This is a genomic window from Bradyrhizobium elkanii WSM2783 (assembly GCF_000472865.1).
Classification (GTDB): Bacteria; Pseudomonadota; Alphaproteobacteria; order Rhizobiales; family Xanthobacteraceae; genus Bradyrhizobium; species Bradyrhizobium elkanii_A.
On the sequence record NZ_AXAP01000117.1, the window covers coordinates 1 to 20,335 of the forward strand.

The following is a 20,335-nucleotide window of genomic DNA, read 5'->3' on the forward strand; positions in this document are numbered from 1 at the left end:
GGGCCGCGGCTTGTCCTCCAAGCCCGCAAGCCCTTCATCCGCAAAGCGATGCCGCCAATGGCTGACGATCCGCGGCTGCACGCCGACTGTCTTGGCTATCGCACGCGTGCTGCAGCCTTCCGCGGCCAATAGAACAATCCGGGCACGCTTCAGATCACGCTGTAACGTTCGCGGCGAGCGGCACCGGGCTTCTAGCTCCAGACGCTCCTTCCGCGAAACGCGGACTTCTCTTGCTTCGGGAATCATCCCGATCTTGAATCACGACTCACGTTCTATGAAAGTGGGTACCTAGTGTAGATCTGAATTGTCGCCGAGAGCGGATGGTAAGACGCTTTAGTGAACTTAGCAGCGCCTGCGGTTTCGGGTGGTCTCACGCGGAGAAGCCATGCAGGAGGCCTCCTGCAACAATATCCGCCGCATCCAAATACTTGCCGGATCAGTATTATGAAGGGCCGGCCATTGGATGGCCTCGGTGAATGCGGGAAGCGGGAGCGGTGCTTCGACGATCCGGAGGGGGATCGTCTTTGCGAAATGCTGGGGCAGCCTTGAGGGCATCGTCGCTATACGCTCAGTCCCCGATAGCATCGGCGGGATCATGGTAAATCCTTGCACAACGACCTCAATGCGTCTCTTAAGACCGTGCTCAAGCAAGAACCATTCCTCAATATTCGGCCTCAGGGCCCGCCCGAACTTGGCCGCAACATGTCCCATTGACATGTATTGCTCGAATGTAAGCTGCCGTGGCAGCTGCTTGTTCGTCTGGCAGCCTACGCACACGAGCGTCTCCTCGAACAGTGTCGCTTTAGGATGCGCGCTCGACATGAATAATTCCGGTAAGACAAGAAAGTCGACTTCGCCGCGCTGCAGAAGCTCATCAGGCTCATCGACAAATGGCAGAAATTCGAAGCGGACGGCGGGAGCTTCCCGCGCGACACGGTCGACGATCTGTCTAAAGAAAACGATTGTCATGAAATCGGAAAGGAGAATCCGGAAGCGGCGATCCGACTTAGCTGGGTTGAACGTGTCGCGGGAAATTATGGAGAGCTGAATGTGCACCAGCGCCTCGCGTATCGGCCCGGCGAGCCGTTCCGCTCGTGCTGTGGGGACAAGTTCCCGGCCCCTCATCGTAAATAGCTCATCGCGGAAATAGGCGCGCAAGCGGGCCACGGCCGCACTCATAGCCGGCTGGCTCAGATTGATGCTGCGTGCCGCCGCGGTGAGATTACGCTCTCTCATCAGAGCATCGAGCGCGACGAGAAGATTTAGATCAAGGCCTTTGAAGCGCATGGCGTGGAGTTATCCATCGTGTGGATGTGTTCAATAAAAATAATCGATTTTACCAATTTTGCGCAATGGCGGATACCAAAGCCGGTCGGTCAGCACAATAAAATTCAGGCCGATAAGGAATGGTTGCCAGTCTTTCTCCTGGCTCCGCGAAAAGTCTCAGCTGCACCCCGAGCCCCGACCGAAGCGCATGTCCATTGCGGCCACAGTTTTCAACGGGTTGTATGAGCTGCAGCGCAGTGGCTTGACGCGACAGGCGTGGCGCAGATCGCTTATGCGCTCACGACCGGTAAACGTTCGTATAGCTTTTCCAACCGTTTCTATATCGGCCGCTTACCTCCGTAGAATTGAGCCAGCGATCAACTTCGCCTTAACATCCCAACAAGTCGGGAGCTGCCGATTGCCGGCACCCAATGCCTTTGCGACCCAGGCCCAATTTATCAGGTATCCATAGCAGTCAAATCGTGCAGAAAATGCAGGCGAAGTCCCCGGTAGATTTGGTGCAAATGGCACATGCGCTCGACGTTGTCTCCATCGTGGATCGCGATGCATCGGTCAATCAAGCGCTGACAGACGTGCTCTTGTCGACAAGCGACAACCCCGAACCTTTCCAGTGCGCAGATGAGTTGAAATCCAACCGTCCTCTCAGCACGTCCTGTTTGATCGCGGATGTGCAGTTGCCCGGAGTGGCCGGGCTTGAGCTATGCCAGCACTCGGCCGCATCCGGAAAGGCCGATCTCACCATTCTGCTCACGAGCCGTCCCGGCGACAACCACTGGCTGCGGGCGCTGCGAGCCAGCGTTTCCCATTCCCTGGTGAAGCCGTTCATCGGTAGCGAACTGCTCGCGTGCGTCAAGTCGACCCTCGAATGCCGGTCGGCGCAAAGGAGGCACCCATGAATATTGCCGTATCCAGCTCTACGGGGGGTCTCTCAATGCGCGCTCAGGTGCGGTGGAAGCTGTGCTGGGAAAATGAGTTGCAACTCGCCGACCATGTCGAACTGGCCGAGTTCTTTCGAAAGACGTATGGGCCGACTGGGGCGTTTAATGGAAAGCCATTCGAAGGCAGTCGAAGTTGGGCCGGCGCGAGGCCTGAGCTCCGTGCAATCGGCTACGACTCGCGCGGTGTAGCGGCTCATATGGGCTTACTGCGCCGTTTCATCAAGGTTGGCGCGGTCGATGTACTAGTGGCCGAGCTAGGTTTGTACGGGGTCCGTCCGGATCTTGAGGGACTCGGAATCGGCCATTCAGTCCGCATCCTGCATCCAGTACTGCAGGAGCTTGGTGTTCCTTTCGGCTTCGGCGCGGTTCGGCCTGTGCTGCAGAAGCATGTTGAAAGGGTCGCCCGGCACGGTTTGGCAACCGTTTTGTCGGGGGTTCGCGTGCGGTCGACCCTTCCAGATGTGCGTCTCGACAAGCCGCCCACACGCACCGAGGACGTACTCATCGTGATTTTACCAATTGGACGGTCGATGAGCGAGTGGCCGACCGGCACGATGATTGATCGGAACGGGCCAGAGCTGTGACACACCTCGACTGCTTTTGCGAAGCGCGCGGCGAATACGCTGACCGCACCGAAAGTCGCGGCGTCTATCTGACGTTTGACGACGGTCCTAATCCACTTTGCACGCCGAATGTCCTCGATGTGCTGGCGGAACACCGAGTGCCAGCGACTTTCTTCGTCATCGGCGCGTACGCGGCGGACCAGCCGAAACTAATCCGACGAATGGTCGCAGAAGGGCACGAGGTCGCAAACCACACAATGACTCATCCGGACTTGTCCAGATGCGAACTCGCCGAAGTGCAACAAGAAATACTAACGGCGAGCAGAGTCATCAGGACGGCATGCCCCCAGGCCTCGCCGCGGCACATGCGTGCACCCTATGGCATGTGGACCGAAGAGGTGCTCGCTACGTCAGCGAGGGCTGGGCTGGCTGCCCTGCACTGGTCGGTAGACCCGCGAGACTGGTCTCGTCCCGGCGTTGACGCGATTGTCAACGCGGTGATGGCCTCTATCCGGCCGGGAGCAATTGTGCTCTTGCACGACGGATGTCCACCCAGCGAGTTGGGACGGGGCACTCATGCTGGTCTGCGCGATCAGACCGTCTTGGCGCTTTCCAACCTGATTCCAGCATTGCATGTCCGCGGATTTTCAATCCGCTCGCTTCCTCAACCTCACCAAACCGGCACCCTATGAACCTGCTTACCACAACCAGCACTGTCGCTATCTCGGTCTATGCGCTTCTCTCGACTGTCCATAGAAGCGTGCAGGTGCTTTATGCTCTGCCGACAAACGTTTCATCGCCGTCGGGCGATGTGGTCAACTCCGACGCTCTACCAAGCGTGGATGTCATCGTCCCCTGCTTCAACGAGGACCCGCGTACGCTCTCGGCGTGTCTGAAGTCCATTGCAAGCCAAGATTACGCCGGAAAACTGCGGGTCTACGTGGTTGATGACGGTTCTGGAAATCTCGACGCTGTGGCACCCGTTCACGACGCCTACTCTGACGACCCGAGGTTCGGCTTCATTCTGCTGCGAAAGAATGTCGGAAAGCGGAAGGCACAGATCGCTGCGATACGCCGCTCATCTGGAGATCTCGTGCTCAACGTCGACTCGGACACGATAATAGCTGCCGATGTGGTCACGAAGCTTGCACGGAAGATGCAGGATCCAGCGATCGGGGCGGCCATGGGGCAGTTGACGGCGAGCAACCGAAGCGACACTTGGCTGACCCGGTTGATTGATATGGAGTACTGGTTGGCTTGCAACGAAGAGCGCGCGGCACAAGCTCGCTTCGGCGCCGTTATGTGCTGCTGCGGCCCATGTGCGATGTACCGTCGTTCCGCGCTCCTGTTGCTACTAGATCAGTACGAGACGCAATTCTTTCGGGGAAAGCCAAGCGACTTCGGTGAGGATCGCCATCTCACGATCCTCATGTTGAAAGCAGGGTTTCAAACGGAGTACGCTCCCGACGCCGTCGCGGCAACAGTTGTTCCGGACAGGCTAGGGCCGTATCTGCGCCAACAACTCCGTTGGGCACGGAGCACTTTCCGGGATACGTTCCTTGCGCTGCGCCTGTTGCCTGAACTTGATCGCTATCTCACGCTAGATGTAGTCGGACAGAATCTCGGCCCGCTACTTCTCGCCCTGTCATCGCTAACGGCGCTCGCGCAGCTCGCACTCACAGCCACAGTGCCGTGGTGGGCAGGACTGATTATCGCATCAATGACCGTGGTTCGCTGCAGCGTCGCAGCGTTTCGTGCTCGCGAACTTCGATTTCTCGGCTTTTCTCTCCACACACTCATCAACATCTTTCTCTTACTCCCCGTGAAAGCCTATGCATTGTGTACATTGAGCAATAGCGATTGGCTGTCGCGCCAGGCTGCCAAGCTACCAAACGGGGGGGAAAAGCAGGTCGTCATCCGAAATCCGGTCGCTGGACCAAATGCTACAGAAGGTCCGGGAATTGGTGGGGCAATCCGAAGGAGGGATCTTTCGCGTGCTTCTTCGAGGTTGGTAACGTCTGACAGCGCTTGCAGCGGCGAGTGATCGTGCAGTTACATAGGTGAATAGCTCGTGAGCCTGGATAAGAAATACCAACTGTTAGAGCGGGAACTGGCTGCCGACGATCCGTGGCGCCTCGACGGAAATCCGTTTGAGCGGGAGCGTCACACGCAAATGCCGCGGCTTTCGCTTTCCAGAGGGTCTATCACAAATGCCCTCGAAGTGGGGTGCGCAGCCGGCGCATTCACGGAAAAGCTGGCGCCGCACTGCAAACGGCTCAGAGCGCTCGATGTCGTGCCGCGAGCGATTGGTCGAGCGTGCCAACGGACGAAGAGATGGTCGCACATCATGTGGATAGTCTGCGACGTTCAGCAGTTCTCGACCGGAGAGCTGTTCGATTTGATCGTCGTGGCGGAAGTTCTCTATCACCTGGCTGACACGGCCGAGATACGCGCGGCCATTTGCAAACTAGCGCGGATGCTTGCGCCAGAAGGGTCGCTGGTTTTCGGATCCGCGATGCCACGTGTCGGCGCTGGGGTCACCCTGCTGGTGCCGAGACGGTCATCAGCATGTTGAACGAAACGCTGATCGAGGTCGAGCGGCTGCAGTGCCATGGCGAGTCGGTCAACGAAGACTGCTTGCTCACCTGCTTCCGGAATCCGATTCGATCTCGAGTCAATCGAATCGCCGACGTTGACATGGAGGCACAATGCGCATCTGCGGTATAAAGCTGACGCATGACGGGGCGATCGCTCTTGTCGAGGACGGACGGCTCGTCTTTTGCGTCGAGCAGGAGAAGCGGGGCAACAATCTGCGATATCAAGCCATCGACAATCTCGACGCAGTTGTCGCCGCTTTAGCGGAGCACGGTCTGGATCCGCGGGATGTCGATCGGTTTGTCATCGATGGTTGGGACGGGGAAGTCGAATCCCAATTCGAGGCCCTCAGTGGGGCGGCAGCGATCACTCTTAAAGGGGCGCCGTATGTTGAACGCCATGCCGAGGGCCTTCTCACTTCGCACGACGGCTTTGGGCTCATGCTCGAGGGCAGGCTCTTCCCCTATAGAAGCTATCCGCATGTCACAGGCCATGTGGCCTCCGCATACTGCACCAGCCCCTTTGCCAAAGCCGGACAACCAGCCTTCTGCTTGGTATGGGACGGCTGCATCTTTCCACGTCTCTACTATGTAGATCGTCGGGGCGCCCGGTTCCTCGAATGCCTGTTCCCGATGATAGGCCATGCATATGGTGCCGCTGGCTCTCACTTCGGACCTTATAGGCAGGCGAACCGGACCAGCTGGGACCTAGGTGTTGCCGGCAAGCTGATGGCTTACACCGCGCTCGGGTGTGCTGATGAAGCCATGATGGCGGTATTTCAGGAGCTCTACGAGGAGCGCTTTGCGGCCGACACGGAGCAGGCTCGCCGTTACCGAGCGGGCATAAACAGCGCGGAGTCGTCACTTGCGGCTATGCACGACTTCTTCGAGCGGAGCGCGCTGCGATTGAAGGCTAAGGCACCCGAAGATGTACTTGCATCTTTTCATTGTTTTCTCGAGCGTCTCCTTGTTCAGGAAGTGACAGTCGCTTTGCAGCGGCATTCGGGTTTTCCGGGATCGCGCAACTTGTGTATAGCCGGTGGCTGCGGTCTCAACATAAAATGGAACAGTGCACTACGTGCTAATGGCCTGTGCGATGCTGTCTGGGTGCCGCCCTTTCCGAATGACAGCGGCTCGGCAATCGGCGCGGCTTGTGCCGCAATGGCGGCGGACATAGGCTTCGTGCCGCTGGAATGGTCGGTCTACAGTGGCCCAGCCCTGGCACGCACCGATGTGCCGTCTGAGTGGGAGGCTGCGCCGTGCAGTATGCATGAACTTGCTGCCATCCTGGCGAGCAATAAGCCCGTGATTTTCCTCGCCGGCCGCGCTGAGCTCGGACCACGAGCGTTGGGCGGCAGAAGCATTCTCGCAGCCGCGACATCGGCCGGAATGAAGGATCATCTTAACGACATCAAACGTCGCGAACACTTCCGGCCAGTGGCGCCGATATGCCTGGAAGATCGCGCGCCGGAAATTTTCAGCCCTGGAACGCCGGATCCTTACATGCTGTTCGATCACCAGACGCGAGCGGAATGGCGGGACAAAATCCCCGCGGTTGTACATCTCGACGGGTCTGCCCGGTTGCAGACCGTTCCTAGAAACTCTGAGCACAAAGTCGCTGAGCTTCTCGTCGAATATGAAAAACTCACGGGCATTCCGCTGCTTTGCAATACGAGTGCCAACCACCATGGGCGTGGGTTTTTTCCGGATGCCGCCGCAGCCTGCCAGTGGGGACGCGTTGAACACGTATGGTGCGACGGCCTGCTGTTGACCAAGCCGCTTGCAGCTGAGCTATCGCCGGGCGACGGCATCCCTCACGCCAAGATGAGCGCATGTCCGCGATAGCGATCGGCCTTACCGGCGTAACAAAGTCATATGGCGACAAGGTCGTTGTCGACCGGCTGTCGTTCACCGTTGCGTCGGGAGAGTGCTTCGGCTTGCTGGGACCGAATGGCGTAGGCAAGAGCACGATTGCGCGCATGGTTCTCGGCATGGCGTCAGCTGACGCGGGCAACATCACCGTGCTCGGGGAACCAGTGCCGGGACGCGCTCGCTTGGCTCGCATGCGCATAGGCGTGGTCCCGCAATTCGACAATCTTGATCTCGAGTTCACGGTCCGGGAGAACCTGCTGGTGTTCGGGCGCTATTTCGGCATGAGCGCGCACCAAATCGAAGCGGTCACGCCGTCACTGCTCGAGTTCGCTCGCCTCGAGAACAAGACGAATGCGCGCGTCGCCGAACTCTCTGGCGGCATGAAGCGGCGCCTGACGATAGCGCGTGCGCTCATCAATGACCCTCAGCTCCTCGTCATGGACGAGCCGACAACCGGCCTCGATCCGCACGCGCGCCACCTGATCTGGGAACGGTTGCGCTCGCTGTTGGCGCGCGGCAAGACGATTCTTCTGACCACCCACTTCATGGAAGAAGCCGAACGGTTGTGCGACCGGCTGTGCGTACTCGAGCAAGGGCGCAAGATCGCTGAAGGCCGGCCTCACACCCTAATCGACGAGCAGATCGGCTGCCAAGTGATCGAGATCTACGGTGGCAATCCGCATGAGTTGGGTGCGCTGATCAGGCCGTACGCGCAGCGTATCGACGTGAGCGGTGAGACGCTCTTTTGCTATGCGCCAGATCCGGAGCGGGTGCGCGGGCAGCTGCGCGGGCACACGGGTCTACGCTTTCTGCAGCGTCCACCGAATCTTGAGGATGTCTTTTTGCGGCTGACTGGGCGGGAGATGAAGGACTGAACCATGTGGGGACGTTATGCGGCGGCTCTGCCCGCCAATGCGTGGAACTGGATCGCGGTATGGCGACGCAACTATCTGGCGTGGCGGAAAGTCGCGCTGGCATCGGTTCTCGGGAACGCCGCCGAGCCTATGAGCTCTCTATTCGGCCTCGGCTTGGGCCTCGGAGCAATGCTAGGTCGCGTTGACGGCACCTCATATATCGCGTTTCTGGCGGCTGGCATGGTCGCGACAAGCGCGATGATTTCCGCCACCTTCGAAACCATTCATGCGGCTTTCGCTCGCATGCATCATCAGCGCACCTGGGAAGCAGTCCTGTGCACGCAGCTCACGCTCGGCGACATCCTTCTCGGTGAAGTGGCGTGGGCAGCCAGCAAGGCCTTTCTGGCCGGGACGGCAATTACGATTGTTGCCGCCATCCTGGGCTACGCAGCGTGGCCATCCATCCTCTGTGCGCTGCCAGCTATCGCCCTCACCGGTCTCACCTTCGCGAGCCTGGCGATGGTCGTCGCAGCGCTTTCACCAAGTTACGACTATTTCGTGTTTTACCAGACGCTCGTCCTCACACCCATGCTGTTCCTGTCCGGCGCGGTCTTCCCGGTCACCCAACTGCCCGACGCCTTTCAGCAGGTGGGGCGCTTCTTGCCGCTGGCACATTCGATCGATCTCATTCGTCCGGCGATGCTTGGCCGCCCGGCCGGCAGCGTCGGCCTGCATATCGGTGTAATTTGCATGTACGCAGTATTGCCGTTCTTCCTGTCGGCGGCACTGTTCCGTCGACGCCTGATGCGTTGACGCTACTCACGACCACTACGAGAAGGAAATATGCGATGCAGTATCGTGAACTGGGCCGCAGCGGCCTGAAGGTGAGCGCGCTCGGCTTGGGCACTATGAGTTGGGGGGAGCAGAACGAGGAAGCCGAGGCGCACGCGCAACTGGACGCAGCCCTAGATGCCGGCATAAACTTGGTCGACACTGCCGAAATGTACCCTGTGCCACCCGTGCGGAGACACATGGATTTGCGGAGCGCTATATCGGCAGTTGGCTACGCAAGAGCCGGCGCAGGCAAGACGTCGTGCTTGCGACCAAAGCCGTCGGCCCTGTTCGAGCAGGCAAGGCAAACTTGCCCTATGTGCGCGACGGCCGCGTCAGCTACACACGCGCCAATCTGTTCGAGGGCGTGGACACCAGCCTGCAAAGGCTCCACACGGACTATATCGACCTCTACCAACTGCACTGGCCCGACCGCAGCACCAACGTCTTTCAGTTAGTCGACTACCAGTACGAACTCGACGAGGACACGGTCCCGATCCTGGAGACGCTGGAGGCGTTGGACGCACTCGTCAGAAGCGGTCGCGTTCGTCACATCGGGCTCTGCAACGAAACACCTTGGGGCCTTGCGCGCTTCCTGCATCACGCAGAAGTACATGGTTTAGCCCGCGTGATAAGCATTCAGAATCCGTACAATCTGCTTAACCTCGACTTCGAGAACGGCCTCGCCGAGATGGCTCAGCGCGAACGGGTAGGGCTTCTAGCGTATTCGCCGCTCGCGATGGGCACACTGACCGGTAAGTACCTGGGTGGGCAGCGACCAGGCGGTTCGCGGCTGAACTTATTAGGGAGATTCTTCCGCTACAGCAATGAGAGGGCCCAGCATGCGGCCCTCGCATATACAACGCTGTTTCGGGAACATAACATTGATCCAGCGCACGGCGCGTTGTCATTCGTCAGCAGCCGGCCATTCGTTGCAAGCACCCTCGTAGGCGCAACCTCCGAGCTGCAGCTAAAGCACAACATCGCCAGTGTGGAAGTCAGCCTGTCACGCGAGGTCCTCGATGGAATTCAGTCAATCTATCAGCGTTATGGAACGCCGTCCCCATGATTCGGGTATTGGCCTCCTGGTACAAATCACGTCGCCGATCGGGTCCCGTGAGCCGTATTGTGAGAACCAGGACAAAGAGCCGAGCGGGTTGAAACCGGACACTCACGCCGGCCTGCGCGACCAGACGGGTCATGGTGCTGTCCCGCTTGATTGCAGCGTTGCATGAGCGCGGATTTAATCCCCGCCGCTTCTCAACATCATTGAAAGAGTCGGCGGAGAGATGACAGCGTGGATTCTTGTGCGGGGCGCCACCCAAGCCTCGCGATCAATATTAATTGGAGCCACATGCAATGACCTACCCCGCACTGTCACCTGAGCCCTTTGTAATTCTTGGGATGCCAAGGACTGGCACGCACTATCTGGAAGCATTGCTAAACGAGCATCCGAACGTGTTCAGTAACGGTGAGTTGCTCAATCCATATGATACGAAGTGGCCCGATAAGGATCGCCTGCTACATAGCGATCGCGAGCTCCTAGAACTTGCCTACCTGCGCTATCCCCCGCGGAGCGACAAGGTGACGCACGTTGGCTGCAAGATCAACGAACCTCAGTTTCACGATCGTCCGGGCTTTTTTGCCGAGCTGGCCGGTTGGCCAGGCCTGAAGGTCATCCTCGTGGTTCGCAGAAACACATTGGAATCGCTACGATCGCTGGTGCAGGCAAGGCAAACCCGCCAATGGCTGAAATTCAGCTCTGACAACGCGGCTCCGCCGCCGTGCGTCAGATTGTCAATCGCCGACTGCGAGGCCTACTTCAAGACTGCCGACAATTTCCACGCTCGGGTCGCGCACTCCTTCGCGCCGACCAACATGCTTGTGATTGAGTACGAGAGTCTTCTTCGCGAACCCGCCGCTTGCTTGGCAACGATTTGGGAGTTCTTCGGGGTTCCAGCGCTTCAGCTTTCTGGTCGCGCCATTCTTCAGCGCCAGGAAACGCGACCGCTGGACCAGACGGTACAGAATTTTCATGAGTTGCGGCTTCACTTCGCAGACGGACCTTACGCTAGATTGTTTGAGGTCGGTAACTTCTGACTGACCTTCGCGGCGGCGAGCGACAGTGCACCTCACTCAGGTGGAACCTCACTCAGGTGGAACGGTCCTGAGTCAGGCCAGTAGAGTGTCCCTATCACGACGAATGGAGCGCGACATGCTGTGTCTAGGAGTAAGTGGCGGGCTAGACAAAATTTATGAATGCGTGACCCTGCCGGCCACCGCCAGCCCGTGCCGGTTCTCCATGGTGGCGTGGCCCATATAGCAAAGCTTGGCCTCGCGTCCGGCCGCCTTGCGATAAAGCCTGCTGTCCGGATCGCTGGTACTCGCATGGGTGTCGTTCTTGCGCTTCTGGCCGTGGAAGTTGGCGCCATCATCATCGTTGCCGCTGCCGTCCTTGGGGCGAAAACTCTTCTGCGAAGCCCAAACTTCGATCAGCGTCCCGTCCACCGAAAAATGCTCGTCCGACAATAGCGATTTGACCTGAGAATGGTTCAGAAGCTTGGTCATGAACTTCGTGAACACATCGCCGTTCTGCAGCCGCGCCTACTGGGAGCTTATTAATGCGTTCAAGAGGCGGACGGGCATCCCAGTTCTGCTCAACACGTCCTTTAGCAACAATGCCGAGCCGATCGTGGATTCGGTTGCAGACGCGATTGCCGCGTTTCTGACGACAGAGCTGGATGGACTTGTAGTCGGGCCGTTCCTCGTCAAAAAGCGGGCTGCAATGCTGAAGGATTGGACTGGGCTCGCGGTTTCATTGCCGCCTTATGCACGCCTCTATCGAGTCCGCGCTTACACCGCGCTAGATCGCCAAGAGACGGTGTGCGAGATCCGTACGGGGCCCTCCAGCCGTGACGGTGTGCGTATTTCACATGATGTGTTCGATCTACTGATGCGGATCGAGGGCGAAGCCGTGCTCGGGGATCTCCTTGATACAACTACGTTCGATCAGGCTAGGCGTGAAGCTCTCGTGAAGGAACTGCGGGGATTATGGGAGCAGCGCCGCCTTAAGCTGCATCCTTCACATGCTGCTCTCGCGCATCAAGGTTGCGATCAATGCTGGAGAAAGCATAACAGGCACGCATGTCCCCAAATACAGGGGCAGCTGGGCCCCAGAGGCGGGCTTATCCGGTAGCTGGGTCATGGTTGTAGTCTTGGGCGCTGCGCCACAGCAGCAGCTCTGGACGACGAGCGACCGAGCACGAGAAGTTCCATTCGACATGGTTGGTTCAATTATACGGAGATAAGCGGGTGATATAAAAGGGGTTGGAACAGCTATACGGAGGTTTATCGGTAGTAAGCGCCTACGCGACGTGCGAACCGCTTGTCGCGTCGAGCCGGCGCGACGCAGCTTGCGTAGCCCGCCGAAGAACGTGGCCGCAATGGACATGCGCCTCGGTTGATGCTCGGCGTGCACCTGAGAATTCTTCTCAAAGCCAGGCAAAGATCGATAGCCATCCCGGTATGCCTGAATTCATTTCTCCAAATGGCTTTTTGCTTGCCGTCATTCCTAGAATTGGTAAAACTGATTGTTTTGATCGAATGCATCCACAGTCTGGATAAGTCCAGATCATGCGTTCAGGGCCTCGATGATCTAAATCTGCTCGTCGTGCTCGACGCTCGGGTGACCGAACGTAACCTTACCGCTGCGGCACGAGCATCAACCTGAGCTAGCCGACCATGAGCGCCGCCGTCGCCTGGCTACGCGCGCCTAACTCCGCGATGTGTAGAGTCGGGGAAGCCCGAGTTGGTCGAACAGTGGTTGCACAGGGCTTTCTGGATCGCCGGGTGTCCTGACATACGCCAGAACCCCGTCGATGAACCGGCCGCAGTCGCTGCACTATTTACGGTGAGAGGCCGCGAACTTGTCGCAACATCGCGCGCGGAAGGGCTCGCCGCCCCAAGTGGCTCTGCCGCACATCCAGCTCTCCATTATTTCCCGGGAGTGTTCAACCCAGCCTTGAAGCCGTCCGCGAGGGCCTCTCGAAGGAGGCTGCCGACAATATCGCCACGCTCAAGAAGACTGCGATGGCGGAGGCCGCCGAGAAACGCTGCAGGTTGAGGGTTCGCTGCCGCCGATCCTGAGACCCAGTTCGATCACGGAATGATGAATGGAATGACGTGGCCGGTAACCTGGTTCTCAGGAGGGGCGGATTGCTCAACAGCAACACGTCGTTCCCCCGCATCGAATGGTGTGAGAGCCAACGAATTCGCCAGCGGTTCTGATATCCGCGCAATTTACGGACCTCGACCGACCGCATTGACAACATTTGCGGCAAAGCCAGCGCGCATTAGGGCCGTGAGCAAGAGCCGAGCCAATGGGCAGTGCCGTGCACGTCTTGCGGGACTTGAAAATCGGCTTGGTGTGCACCAGCGTTTGCTGGTGTCCGAAAGCAAACGCGCCCGATGTCCCGAACCCGCCAACCTGTTGCGAACACGACATTGGGCCGCAAAAGGTGCGAGCATTCCTCTGCATCGCACTGGCCCAAATCCTGCACCGCGTTGGCGGGCGAGGGCAAGATGGGAGGTGCGTTTTGAGTCTCGATCTGAGAAACGACGATGCGGTCGCCGGTCCACGGTCGGCGACCGACGTGAGTTGTCCGTTTCACACCGATAGAGCCGGCATCCAGCAGGGAGAACGGAAGACGTTGGTGCTGACCGGGGCGTCGCGCGGCATCGGTCACGCCACCGGAAAGCTGTTTTCGGAAGCGGGCTGGCGCATCATCTCTTGCGCGCGCCAACCGTTCGATGGCGGGCGCTGCCCGTGGGAGTCAGGGGCCGACAACCATGTCCAGGTCGACCTCAGCAACCATCGGATGCTGCCGCGCGCCATCGCCGAGGTCAAGGAGCGCCTCGCGGGCGCGCCATTGCACGCATTGATCAACAATGCCGGAATTTCGCCGAAGACGCCGAACGGTGCACGACTGACGTCCTTGACGACGTCAGTCGAAACCTGGATGAGGGTGTTCCACCTCAATCTGGTGGCGCCGATCCTGCTCGCGCAAGGCCTGTTTGAGGAGTTGAGAGCAGCGTCGGGATCAATTGTCAACGTGACCTCAATCGCAGGCTCGCGGGTGCACCCGTTTGCCGGCAGCGCCTATGCAACATCGAAAGCTGCGCTCGCGTGTCTCACGCGCGAAAAGGCGCACGACTATGCACCGCATGGCATTCGCGTGAACGCGATCGCGCCCGGCGAGATCAAAACAGACATTTTGTCGCCGAACACGGAAGCGCGTCTTGTGCCAAATATTCCGCTGCGCCGGGTGGGCACACCGGAAGAAGTCGCGAAGGTCATCTTCTTCCTATGCTCGGATGCGGCAAGCTATGTCACGGGCACCGAGGTGCCGATCGATGGTGGCCAACACCTGTGATCGACCCCCTACTTGCAACAAAAAATCGCAGCTGATTTGAGTTACATCAATGGAACTCGTGTTTCCACGGAATCCGCGCGACGAGTTCGGAAGAGCAGAGAATAAGCAAATCAAAGCATTGTAAGTTTACCGTCATGCCACGATGAAGGCGCTGTAAGTTTTACCATCGTGCCATAATAAGGGGTTATCTCTTGCGGTCATTCCCTGTAGGGCGAGATCGAGGATGACATGCAACACAATATTCGCAAATCCGAACAGAGCGACAGGGAGGATGGTCATGACAACGGAGACGTCGTCATGCTGCATATCCCTTCCGTACGCGAAAGGCTTAACTCAAACTCCGAGACGGACCACACGGTCCCTATTGTGCCGTCGTATGAGAGCGCGATTATCGGGATCTTCGAAATATCGAAAGTACTCACCGCGCCCTGCCGGCTCGAAGTCACGCTGGCCAACGTTGTTGATCTTCTGCAATCGTTTGTACAGATGCGGCACGGTATCGTCTCTCTATTCCACGATGATGGCGTGCCGGACATTACCGTGGGCGCCGGCTGGAGCGAAGGCAGCGACGAGCGCTACCGGATGCGCCTGCCGCAGAAGGCACTGCAGGAGATCGTGACGTCGGACATGCCGCTCGTCGCCGAAAACGTAGCGGTGCATTCGGCCTTCAGTGCTGCGGACATGGAGGTACTCGGGGCCTCCGACGAGATGCCAGTGTCGTTCCTCGGCGTTCCCATCCGCATCGATGCGAATGTCGTCGGCACGCTGACGATCGACCGAATGCTGGACGAGGCCTCGAGCGTCCGGCTCGACTACGACGCACGGCTGCTCACCATGATCGCCAACCTTGTAGGGCAGACGGTGAAGCTGCATCGGCTGTTCGCGTGTGACCGCGAGCGACTGATGGTGGAGAAGGACCGCCTGCAAAAGCAATTGTGTGAGCTCAAGCAGCCTTCACGGGAGCGCAAGAAGGTCCATGTCGAGGGGATCATCGGGGACAGCCCGGCGCTGCGGGCGCTGCTCGAGAAGATCGCGGTGGTGGCCAAATCAAACAGCACGGTGCTGTTGCGCGGCGAGTCCGGTACCGGAAAAGAGCTGGTCGCCAAGGCGATTCACGAGCGGTCGGCGCGCGCCAAGCGTCCGCTCATAAAACTCAACTGCGCGGCGCTGCCTGAAACGGTACTGGAATCCGAATTGTTCGGTCACGAGAAGGGTGCCTTTACCAGCGCGTTCAGCTCCCGCAAGGGCCGCTTCGAGCTCGCCGACAAGGGGACGCTATTTCTGGACGAGATCGGCGAGATTTCGGCTTCGTTCCAGGCAAAGCTACTGCGCGTCCTGCAGGAGCAGGAATTCGAGCGCGTCGGCGGCAACCAGACCGTTAAGGTCGATGTTCGCGTGATTGCCGCCACCAATAAGAACCTGGAAGAGGCGGTGGCAAGCAACGAGTTCCGCGCCGACCTCTATTATCGGATCAGCGTGGTTCCCTTGCTGCTGCCGCCGTTGCGCGAAAGGCGCGGTGATATTCCGCTCCTCGCCACCGAGTTCCTCAGAAATTTCAACAGCGAGAACGGCCGTACGCTCGACTTCGATAGCAGTGCGATTGAAGTACTGATGAACTGCGGTTTTCCCGGAAATGTGCGCGAGCTTGAGAATTGCGTGCAGCGGACCGCGACCCTTGCACCTGGACCATCGATCGTAAGAGACGACTTTGCCTGCTGCCACGGCCAGTGCCTTTCCGCGATGCTGTGGAAAACCGGATCGGACGAGGTGGCGCTGCAGCCGCGGCCGATCGTATCAGTGCCGATTATGCCCGCCATGCCGCCGGCTGAGGCGGCTATGCCGGTCCCGCCTTTCGGCGGCGACCTGGCTCCGTTGGCACCAGCCGGCGCATCCCTCGTAGGTGGTGCGAAGATCACAGATCGCGAGCGTGTCATCGCGGCCATGGAAAGGTCCGGCTGGGTGCAGGCGAAGGCGGCGCGCCTGCTTGGGCTGACACCGCGCCAGATTGGCTACGCCTTGAGGAAATACGGTGTCGAGATCAAGCGTTTCTGAAAGGATTTGGCGCGCGTCGGGGCCGTGACCATCGGCGGCGCGGGCGCTGCCATCGCCACTGCCTGGGTAATGTCGCAATCGACCATCAGCTCACGCCGGATTTCAGTCGGCGAGATCATCGTCTGCTGGTTGACCGCGTTCAATTCTAAGCCCGCGTCCGCTCATGTGGAGCAACCGCCGCGCGCTGCGGGACTACGAAGGTATCGCCGTGTGCCTCGTGGCCGCAGGCGCCGCAAGCTCGTTGCGACGCGGCGCTTGCTCCTGGTGATGCGAAGCCTCGTCGGTTGCAAATGAGCTCAAGGCTTAGGCTTCCTCATGAGCGCAGCGGGTGCTGCGGTTTCCCGAGGAAGCGAATCTGTTTTGGGCCACCCGCTTTGACCCAGATCAACGATAAATTAAGCCGCGCGAGCCGAGCTGTCGTAGTCAGGACCAATGTCGCAATTCCGTCGCCGGCAAACGTCAGGCTAGGGTGAGATGACGTTTCCAAAAAGCATTGTATCGCTGCTGATTTTGAAATTCGCGCAGTGGTACGAAACTTGCTGTTCTCTTCGCCAGCCATTGCAATGTCTGGAGAAACATATGCACAACGTCGTCTGCATCAAACAGGTTCCCGACTCGGCGCAAATCCGCGTGCACCCCGTGACTAACACGATCATGCGTCAGGGCGTGCCGACCATCATCAATCCATACGACCTCTTCGCGCTCGAGGCCGCGCTGGAGCTGCGCGATAAATTCGGCGGCGAGATCACCGTCCTTACGATGGGGCCGCCGTCGGCCGAGGACTCGTTACGCAAAGCGCTCACCTTTGGCGCCGATCGCGCCGTACTGCTCACCGATCGCTGCTTCGCGGGCGCCGATACGCTGGCGACGAGTTACGCACTTGCGACCGCCATCCGCAAAATCGGCAAGGAATATGGCCCGCCGGACCTCATCTTCACCGGTAAGCAGACCATCGACGGTGACACCGCCCAAGTTGGGCCCGGCGTCGCGAAGCGGCTAGGTGTGCTGCAGCTCACCTACGTCGCCAAGATCAGTGCCTTGGATCTTGCCGCACGCACAGTTGAAGCGGAACGGCGCTCCGAAGGCGGCGTGCAGGTGCTCCGCACCCGGCTGCCGTGTCTCATCACCATGCTGGAGGCAACCAACCAGATTCGCCGCGGCGCCATGGCGGATGCGTTGCGTGCCGCCCGGGCGCCGATCGTGAAGTGGAACGCGCAGCAGGCCGGCGTCGAGGACATCTCCAAATGCGGTCTCAAGGGCTCGCCGACCGTCGTTAAGCGTGTATTCGCGCCGTCCGCGCGCGCTGAGAAGGCGGTGCTGGTAGAAGCCGCCGAGCAGCCGGCGCAAGCATTGATCGACGCGATCTTCAAGCACCAGCCCAAGCTTGAGACCGATCTTGCGGCGCTGGCCCGCGATGCCTGATCCGAAGAGTCTTGATGATGAGCGATCTGACAGGAGCTCGCGCGTCTCCTGAAGGGCGCGCCGGCAAGAAGGCGCTCGCGGTGAATTTCAACGCAGTATGTCTGGGTCTTTATCGAACAGGAGCGCGGCCAGTGCAATCAGTCTCCTTGGAGCTGAAGCTGAAAGTTGATCTCGCGGAGGTCGTGATCGGTCCGGAGACAAAGGCGACGCGCAGCGCCCGCGGTCGAACTCTGCCACGGCGCCGACCTTCTATCTGGTTGCCGACAACATGCTTGCAGATTGCCGCAACGTGTCCGACACCAAGGCCTTGACCGGCCTTGTCAACACCTCCGAGCCGGAGATCCTGTTGTTGGGAAGCACGATCTTGGGTCGTGATCTCGCCGCCTCCGCCGTCGCCCTATGCAGGCGACCGCGTTGCAAGCGAGGGTAGGTTTGAGAACATGCGCCACTGAACAAAGGAGAGGCCCATGATCGAAGAGAGGTTCGATGCGATCGTTGTTGGCGCCGGAATGGCCGGCAACGCGGCCGCGCTGAGCATGGCCAAGCGCGGCATGAAGGTGCTGCAGCTCGAGCGCGGCGAATATTCCGGATCAAAGAACGTGCAGGGGGCAGTCCTCGATGCGGACATCTTGGAGCAGCTGACGCCAGATTTCCGCGAGAATGCCCCCCTCGAGCGCCGCCTTGTCGAGCAGCGCTTTTGGATAATGGAGAGCCGTTCCCATATCGGGCTGCGCTACCGCTTCAACGATTGCAATCACCAGCGACCGAACCGGTACATCGTCATCCGCCCCGAATTCGACAAATGGTTCTCCTGCAAGGTGAAGGAGGCCGGCGCCACCCTCTTGTGCCAGACTACCGTTACCGAGCTGGCGCAGAACCGCCGTGGCCGCGTCATTGGTGTGCGTACTGACCGACAGGACGGCATAATCCACGCCGACGTAGTGGTGCTCGCCGAGGGCGTCAATGGCTTGCTCGGGACGTGTGCGGGCTTGCGCGAGCGGCCGACGCCCGACCAGGTTGCGCTGGAGGTCGAGGAAATGCACCTTTTGCCGCGCGAGACCATCGAAAACCGCTTCAATCTCAAGCGCGACGAAGGGGTCGTGATCGAGGCCGCCGGCACCATCTCGCGCGGGATGACCGGCATGGGTTTCATCTATGCGAACAAGGAGTGCATCTCACTCGGCATCGGCTGCCTCGTCTCCGATCTCCAGCGAACGGGCGAAACGCCTTACGGGCTGCTCGACCGCTTCAAGCGTCATCCGTCGGTGGTGCCACTAATCGACGGCTCAGAGCTCAAGGAATATTCCGCGCACCTCATCCCGAAAAGCGGCTACAACACCATACCCCAGCTCTACGGCGATGGCTGGGTGGTAATCGGCGATGCCGCCGAACTCGACAGCACCAGCTATCGCGGGCGTTTGAACGTTGCGATGATCTCTGGGAAAATTGCCCCGGAGGCGATCTTCCGTGTGAAGTCGCGCGGCGGCCGCTGCACGTCGAATAGCTTATCATTGTACAAGAAGATGCTGAATGAGTCGTATGAGGATTTAAAAAAAAGGATATGCCGGCGCTGATGCACACCCAGCCGGACAACTTTCTCCTCACCTATCCGCAGCTCGTCTCCAAAGCGATCCAGAACTTCGCTCGCATTGCCGGCAGGCCAGTGGCGGGGGAGAAGGACGCGGACTCAAAATCCTCTGGCGATGTGTGGTCATGGACCGGACTCTTCGGTGATGGGTTCCGCTTCCCGCGCGCCTGGCGTTGAAAGAGTATGAGGGTTCAGACTCGATTGATCCAATAGGCGACGATGGCCGCGAGGTAGACGGCAGCATTAGAAGTTCCTGGCGAGTTTGCCGTAGCCAATTGCAACACGCCTGAAATCCTTCTGCCGGCGGAAACAGCGCCTATAACGTTGCGCTTTTTGTCGACGCGTTTGCTGAATCTGTGGAGGATCACCCTGTTGGATTTTGTTTGGAATGACGAGCTTCGCGCCGCGATTGACGATTTCGGCGCGAAAGCCGTCGCCATCGTAGCCTTTGTCCCCAATGAGGGTAGACATGGGAGGTGCGAGTGTCAAAACGGCCGGCCCTGCGGAGACCGTTGGTGCGTACGGGATGAATGTTTGTGACCCTGTGAGTTTCCTCCCCGTCTGAGATGGCCGGTTGCGGAAAACCCTCACGCCAGCCTCGCTGTAATTTCGGGCCGGGAATCTGCCGTCATAGACAGTTCCGACCAACCCGTAAGTGCCCTGAGCTATGGCGGAATCTGGGTGATGACGGCCTGAGAAGGGCGGCGTATCGAGGCGGGTAACCAGCCAGCCAGAACCTCTTATGCAGAGCGATACGCCATGAACGAGAATAGCAAGATTGTAGAGCTTCGCCAGCCTGGCGCGATGGATGATCCACTGACGAGTATTTTGCGGCATGGAGCACGCCAGCTTCTTGCGCGGGCGATCGAGGCGGAGGTCGCCGACTTTCTGAGCGATCATGC

At 59.2% G+C, this 20,335-nt stretch carries 15 protein-coding genes and 8 pseudogenes; 18 read left to right on the forward strand and 5 right to left on the reverse strand.

What is annotated here, in order from left to right:
• Together YY7_RS59500 and nodD1 are read right to left on the reverse strand one after the other, a co-directional pair.
• Positions 1-246, reverse strand: a 246-nt coding sequence (locus YY7_RS59500; RefSeq protein ID WP_035692723.1) for a helix-turn-helix domain-containing protein, incomplete at its 3' end; no start/stop codon positions are given.
• Between the two features lie 96 nt (positions 247-342).
• Positions 343-1,287: a transcriptional regulator NodD1 gene (nodD1, locus tag YY7_RS0145390; protein WP_028168856.1), complete on the reverse strand. Its 945-nt coding sequence runs from the start codon at positions 1,285-1,287 to the stop codon at positions 343-345.
• 470 nt (positions 1,288-1,757) lie between these two features.
• On the opposite strand from nodD1, the gene YY7_RS0145395 reads away from it, so the two are divergent.
• The 10 genes and pseudogenes from YY7_RS0145395 to YY7_RS0145440 all read left to right on the forward strand — a co-directional run bounded on the left by YY7_RS0145395 (position 1,758) and on the right by YY7_RS0145440 (position 11,039).
• A complete protein-coding gene (locus YY7_RS0145395) occupies positions 1,758-2,183 on the forward strand; it encodes a response regulator (protein ID WP_028168857.1) in 426 nt (141 codons plus the stop codon).
• Entirely contained in the window at positions 2,180-2,809 is a 630-nt protein-coding gene (locus YY7_RS0145400) for a NodA family N-acyltransferase (RefSeq protein ID WP_283807050.1), read from the forward strand. The genes YY7_RS0145395 and YY7_RS0145400 overlap by 4 nt, the downstream gene beginning before the upstream one ends.
• Positions 2,806-3,480, forward strand: a complete 675-nt coding sequence (gene nodB / locus YY7_RS0145405) for a chitooligosaccharide deacetylase NodB (protein WP_028168859.1) — start codon at positions 2,806-2,808, stop codon at positions 3,478-3,480. Before YY7_RS0145400 ends, nodB begins: the two co-directional genes overlap by 4 nt.
• Positions 3,477-4,832 carry a chitooligosaccharide synthase NodC gene (gene nodC, locus YY7_RS0145410; protein ID WP_028168860.1) on the forward strand — a complete coding sequence of 452 codons (1,356 nt, stop codon included), beginning with the start codon at positions 3,477-3,479 and terminating at the stop codon, positions 4,830-4,832. Before nodB ends, nodC begins: the two co-directional genes overlap by 4 nt.
• 27 nt (positions 4,833-4,859) lie before the next feature.
• Positions 4,860-5,515 (forward strand): annotated as a pseudogene (nodS, locus tag YY7_RS55310) (nodulation methyltransferase NodS).
• On the forward strand, positions 5,497-7,227 hold the full coding sequence (gene nodU / locus YY7_RS0145420; protein ID WP_028168861.1) for a nodulation protein NodU: 1,731 nt from the start codon (positions 5,497-5,499) through the stop codon (positions 7,225-7,227). The pseudogene nodS and the gene nodU overlap by 19 nt, the downstream one beginning before the upstream one ends.
• Positions 7,215-8,129: a nodulation factor ABC transporter ATP-binding protein NodI gene (gene nodI, locus YY7_RS0145425; RefSeq protein ID WP_028168862.1), complete on the forward strand. Its 915-nt coding sequence runs from the start codon at positions 7,215-7,217 to the stop codon at positions 8,127-8,129. Before nodU ends, nodI begins: the two co-directional genes overlap by 13 nt.
• Positions 8,130-8,132: 3 nt before the next feature.
• The gene (locus tag YY7_RS0145430; RefSeq protein ID WP_028168863.1) at positions 8,133-8,921 is read left to right on the forward strand and encodes an ABC transporter permease; all 789 of its coding nucleotides are present in this window, start codon (positions 8,133-8,135) and stop codon (positions 8,919-8,921) included.
• Between the two features lie 35 nt (positions 8,922-8,956).
• Positions 8,957-10,008, forward strand: a pseudogene (locus YY7_RS55315) (NADP(H)-dependent aldo-keto reductase).
• Positions 10,009-10,298: 290 nt separating this feature from the next.
• Positions 10,299-11,039: a sulfotransferase gene (locus YY7_RS0145440; RefSeq protein ID WP_028168864.1), complete on the forward strand. Its 741-nt coding sequence runs from the start codon at positions 10,299-10,301 to the stop codon at positions 11,037-11,039.
• A gap of 162 nt (positions 11,040-11,201) precedes the next feature.
• Here the strand turns inward: YY7_RS0145440 and YY7_RS55320 are convergent.
• Positions 11,202-11,540, reverse strand: a pseudogene (locus YY7_RS55320) (IS5/IS1182 family transposase); the annotation flags it as partial.
• A gap of 1 nt (position 11,541) precedes the next feature.
• Here YY7_RS55320 and YY7_RS55325 point away from each other — a divergent pair.
• The 4 genes and pseudogenes from YY7_RS55325 to nifA form a co-directional block, all read left to right on the forward strand.
• Positions 11,542-12,135, forward strand: a pseudogene (locus YY7_RS55325) (carbamoyltransferase C-terminal domain-containing protein); the annotation flags it as partial.
• Positions 12,136-12,555: 420 nt separating this feature from the next.
• Positions 12,556-12,671 (forward strand): annotated as a pseudogene (locus YY7_RS62400) (LysR family transcriptional regulator); the annotation flags it as partial.
• An 863-nt stretch (positions 12,672-13,534) separates the two neighbouring features.
• Complete coding sequence (locus tag YY7_RS0145455) at positions 13,535-14,371, forward strand: SDR family NAD(P)-dependent oxidoreductase (protein WP_028168866.1); 837 nt, start codon at positions 13,535-13,537, stop codon at positions 14,369-14,371.
• Positions 14,372-14,599: 228 nt separating this feature from the next.
• Positions 14,600-16,423, forward strand: coding sequence for a nif-specific transcriptional activator NifA (gene nifA, locus YY7_RS0145460; RefSeq protein ID WP_028168867.1), 1,824 nt, complete (start codon positions 14,600-14,602; stop codon positions 16,421-16,423).
• Here nifA and YY7_RS62405 read toward each other — a convergent pair.
• Positions 16,381-16,566, reverse strand: a complete 186-nt coding sequence (locus tag YY7_RS62405) for a hypothetical protein (protein ID WP_130228489.1) — start codon at positions 16,564-16,566, stop codon at positions 16,381-16,383. The two genes, nifA and YY7_RS62405, sit on opposite strands and share 43 nt — an antisense overlap.
• Before the next feature lie 436 nt (positions 16,567-17,002).
• Here YY7_RS62405 and YY7_RS0145470 point away from each other — a divergent pair, with 436 nt between their 5' ends.
• The 3 genes and pseudogenes from YY7_RS0145470 (at position 17,003) to YY7_RS55330 (ending at position 19,610) form a co-directional block, all read left to right on the forward strand.
• Complete coding sequence (locus YY7_RS0145470; protein WP_028168869.1) at positions 17,003-17,845, forward strand: electron transfer flavoprotein subunit beta/FixA family protein; 843 nt, start codon at positions 17,003-17,005, stop codon at positions 17,843-17,845.
• 17 nt (positions 17,846-17,862) lie between these two features.
• Positions 17,863-18,233 (forward strand): annotated as a pseudogene (locus YY7_RS65385) (electron transfer flavoprotein subunit alpha); the annotation flags it as partial.
• 79 nt (positions 18,234-18,312) lie between these two features.
• A pseudogene (locus tag YY7_RS55330) lies at positions 18,313-19,610 on the forward strand (FAD-dependent oxidoreductase).
• Between the two features lie 66 nt (positions 19,611-19,676).
• Here YY7_RS55330 and YY7_RS62410 read toward each other — a convergent pair.
• Positions 19,677-19,904: a hypothetical protein gene (locus tag YY7_RS62410; RefSeq protein ID WP_196237437.1), complete on the reverse strand. Its 228-nt coding sequence runs from the start codon at positions 19,902-19,904 to the stop codon at positions 19,677-19,679.
• Between the two features lie 288 nt (positions 19,905-20,192).
• Between YY7_RS62410 and YY7_RS62415 the strand changes: the two are divergent.
• A pseudogene (locus tag YY7_RS62415) lies at positions 20,193-20,335 on the forward strand (IS256 family transposase); the annotation flags it as partial.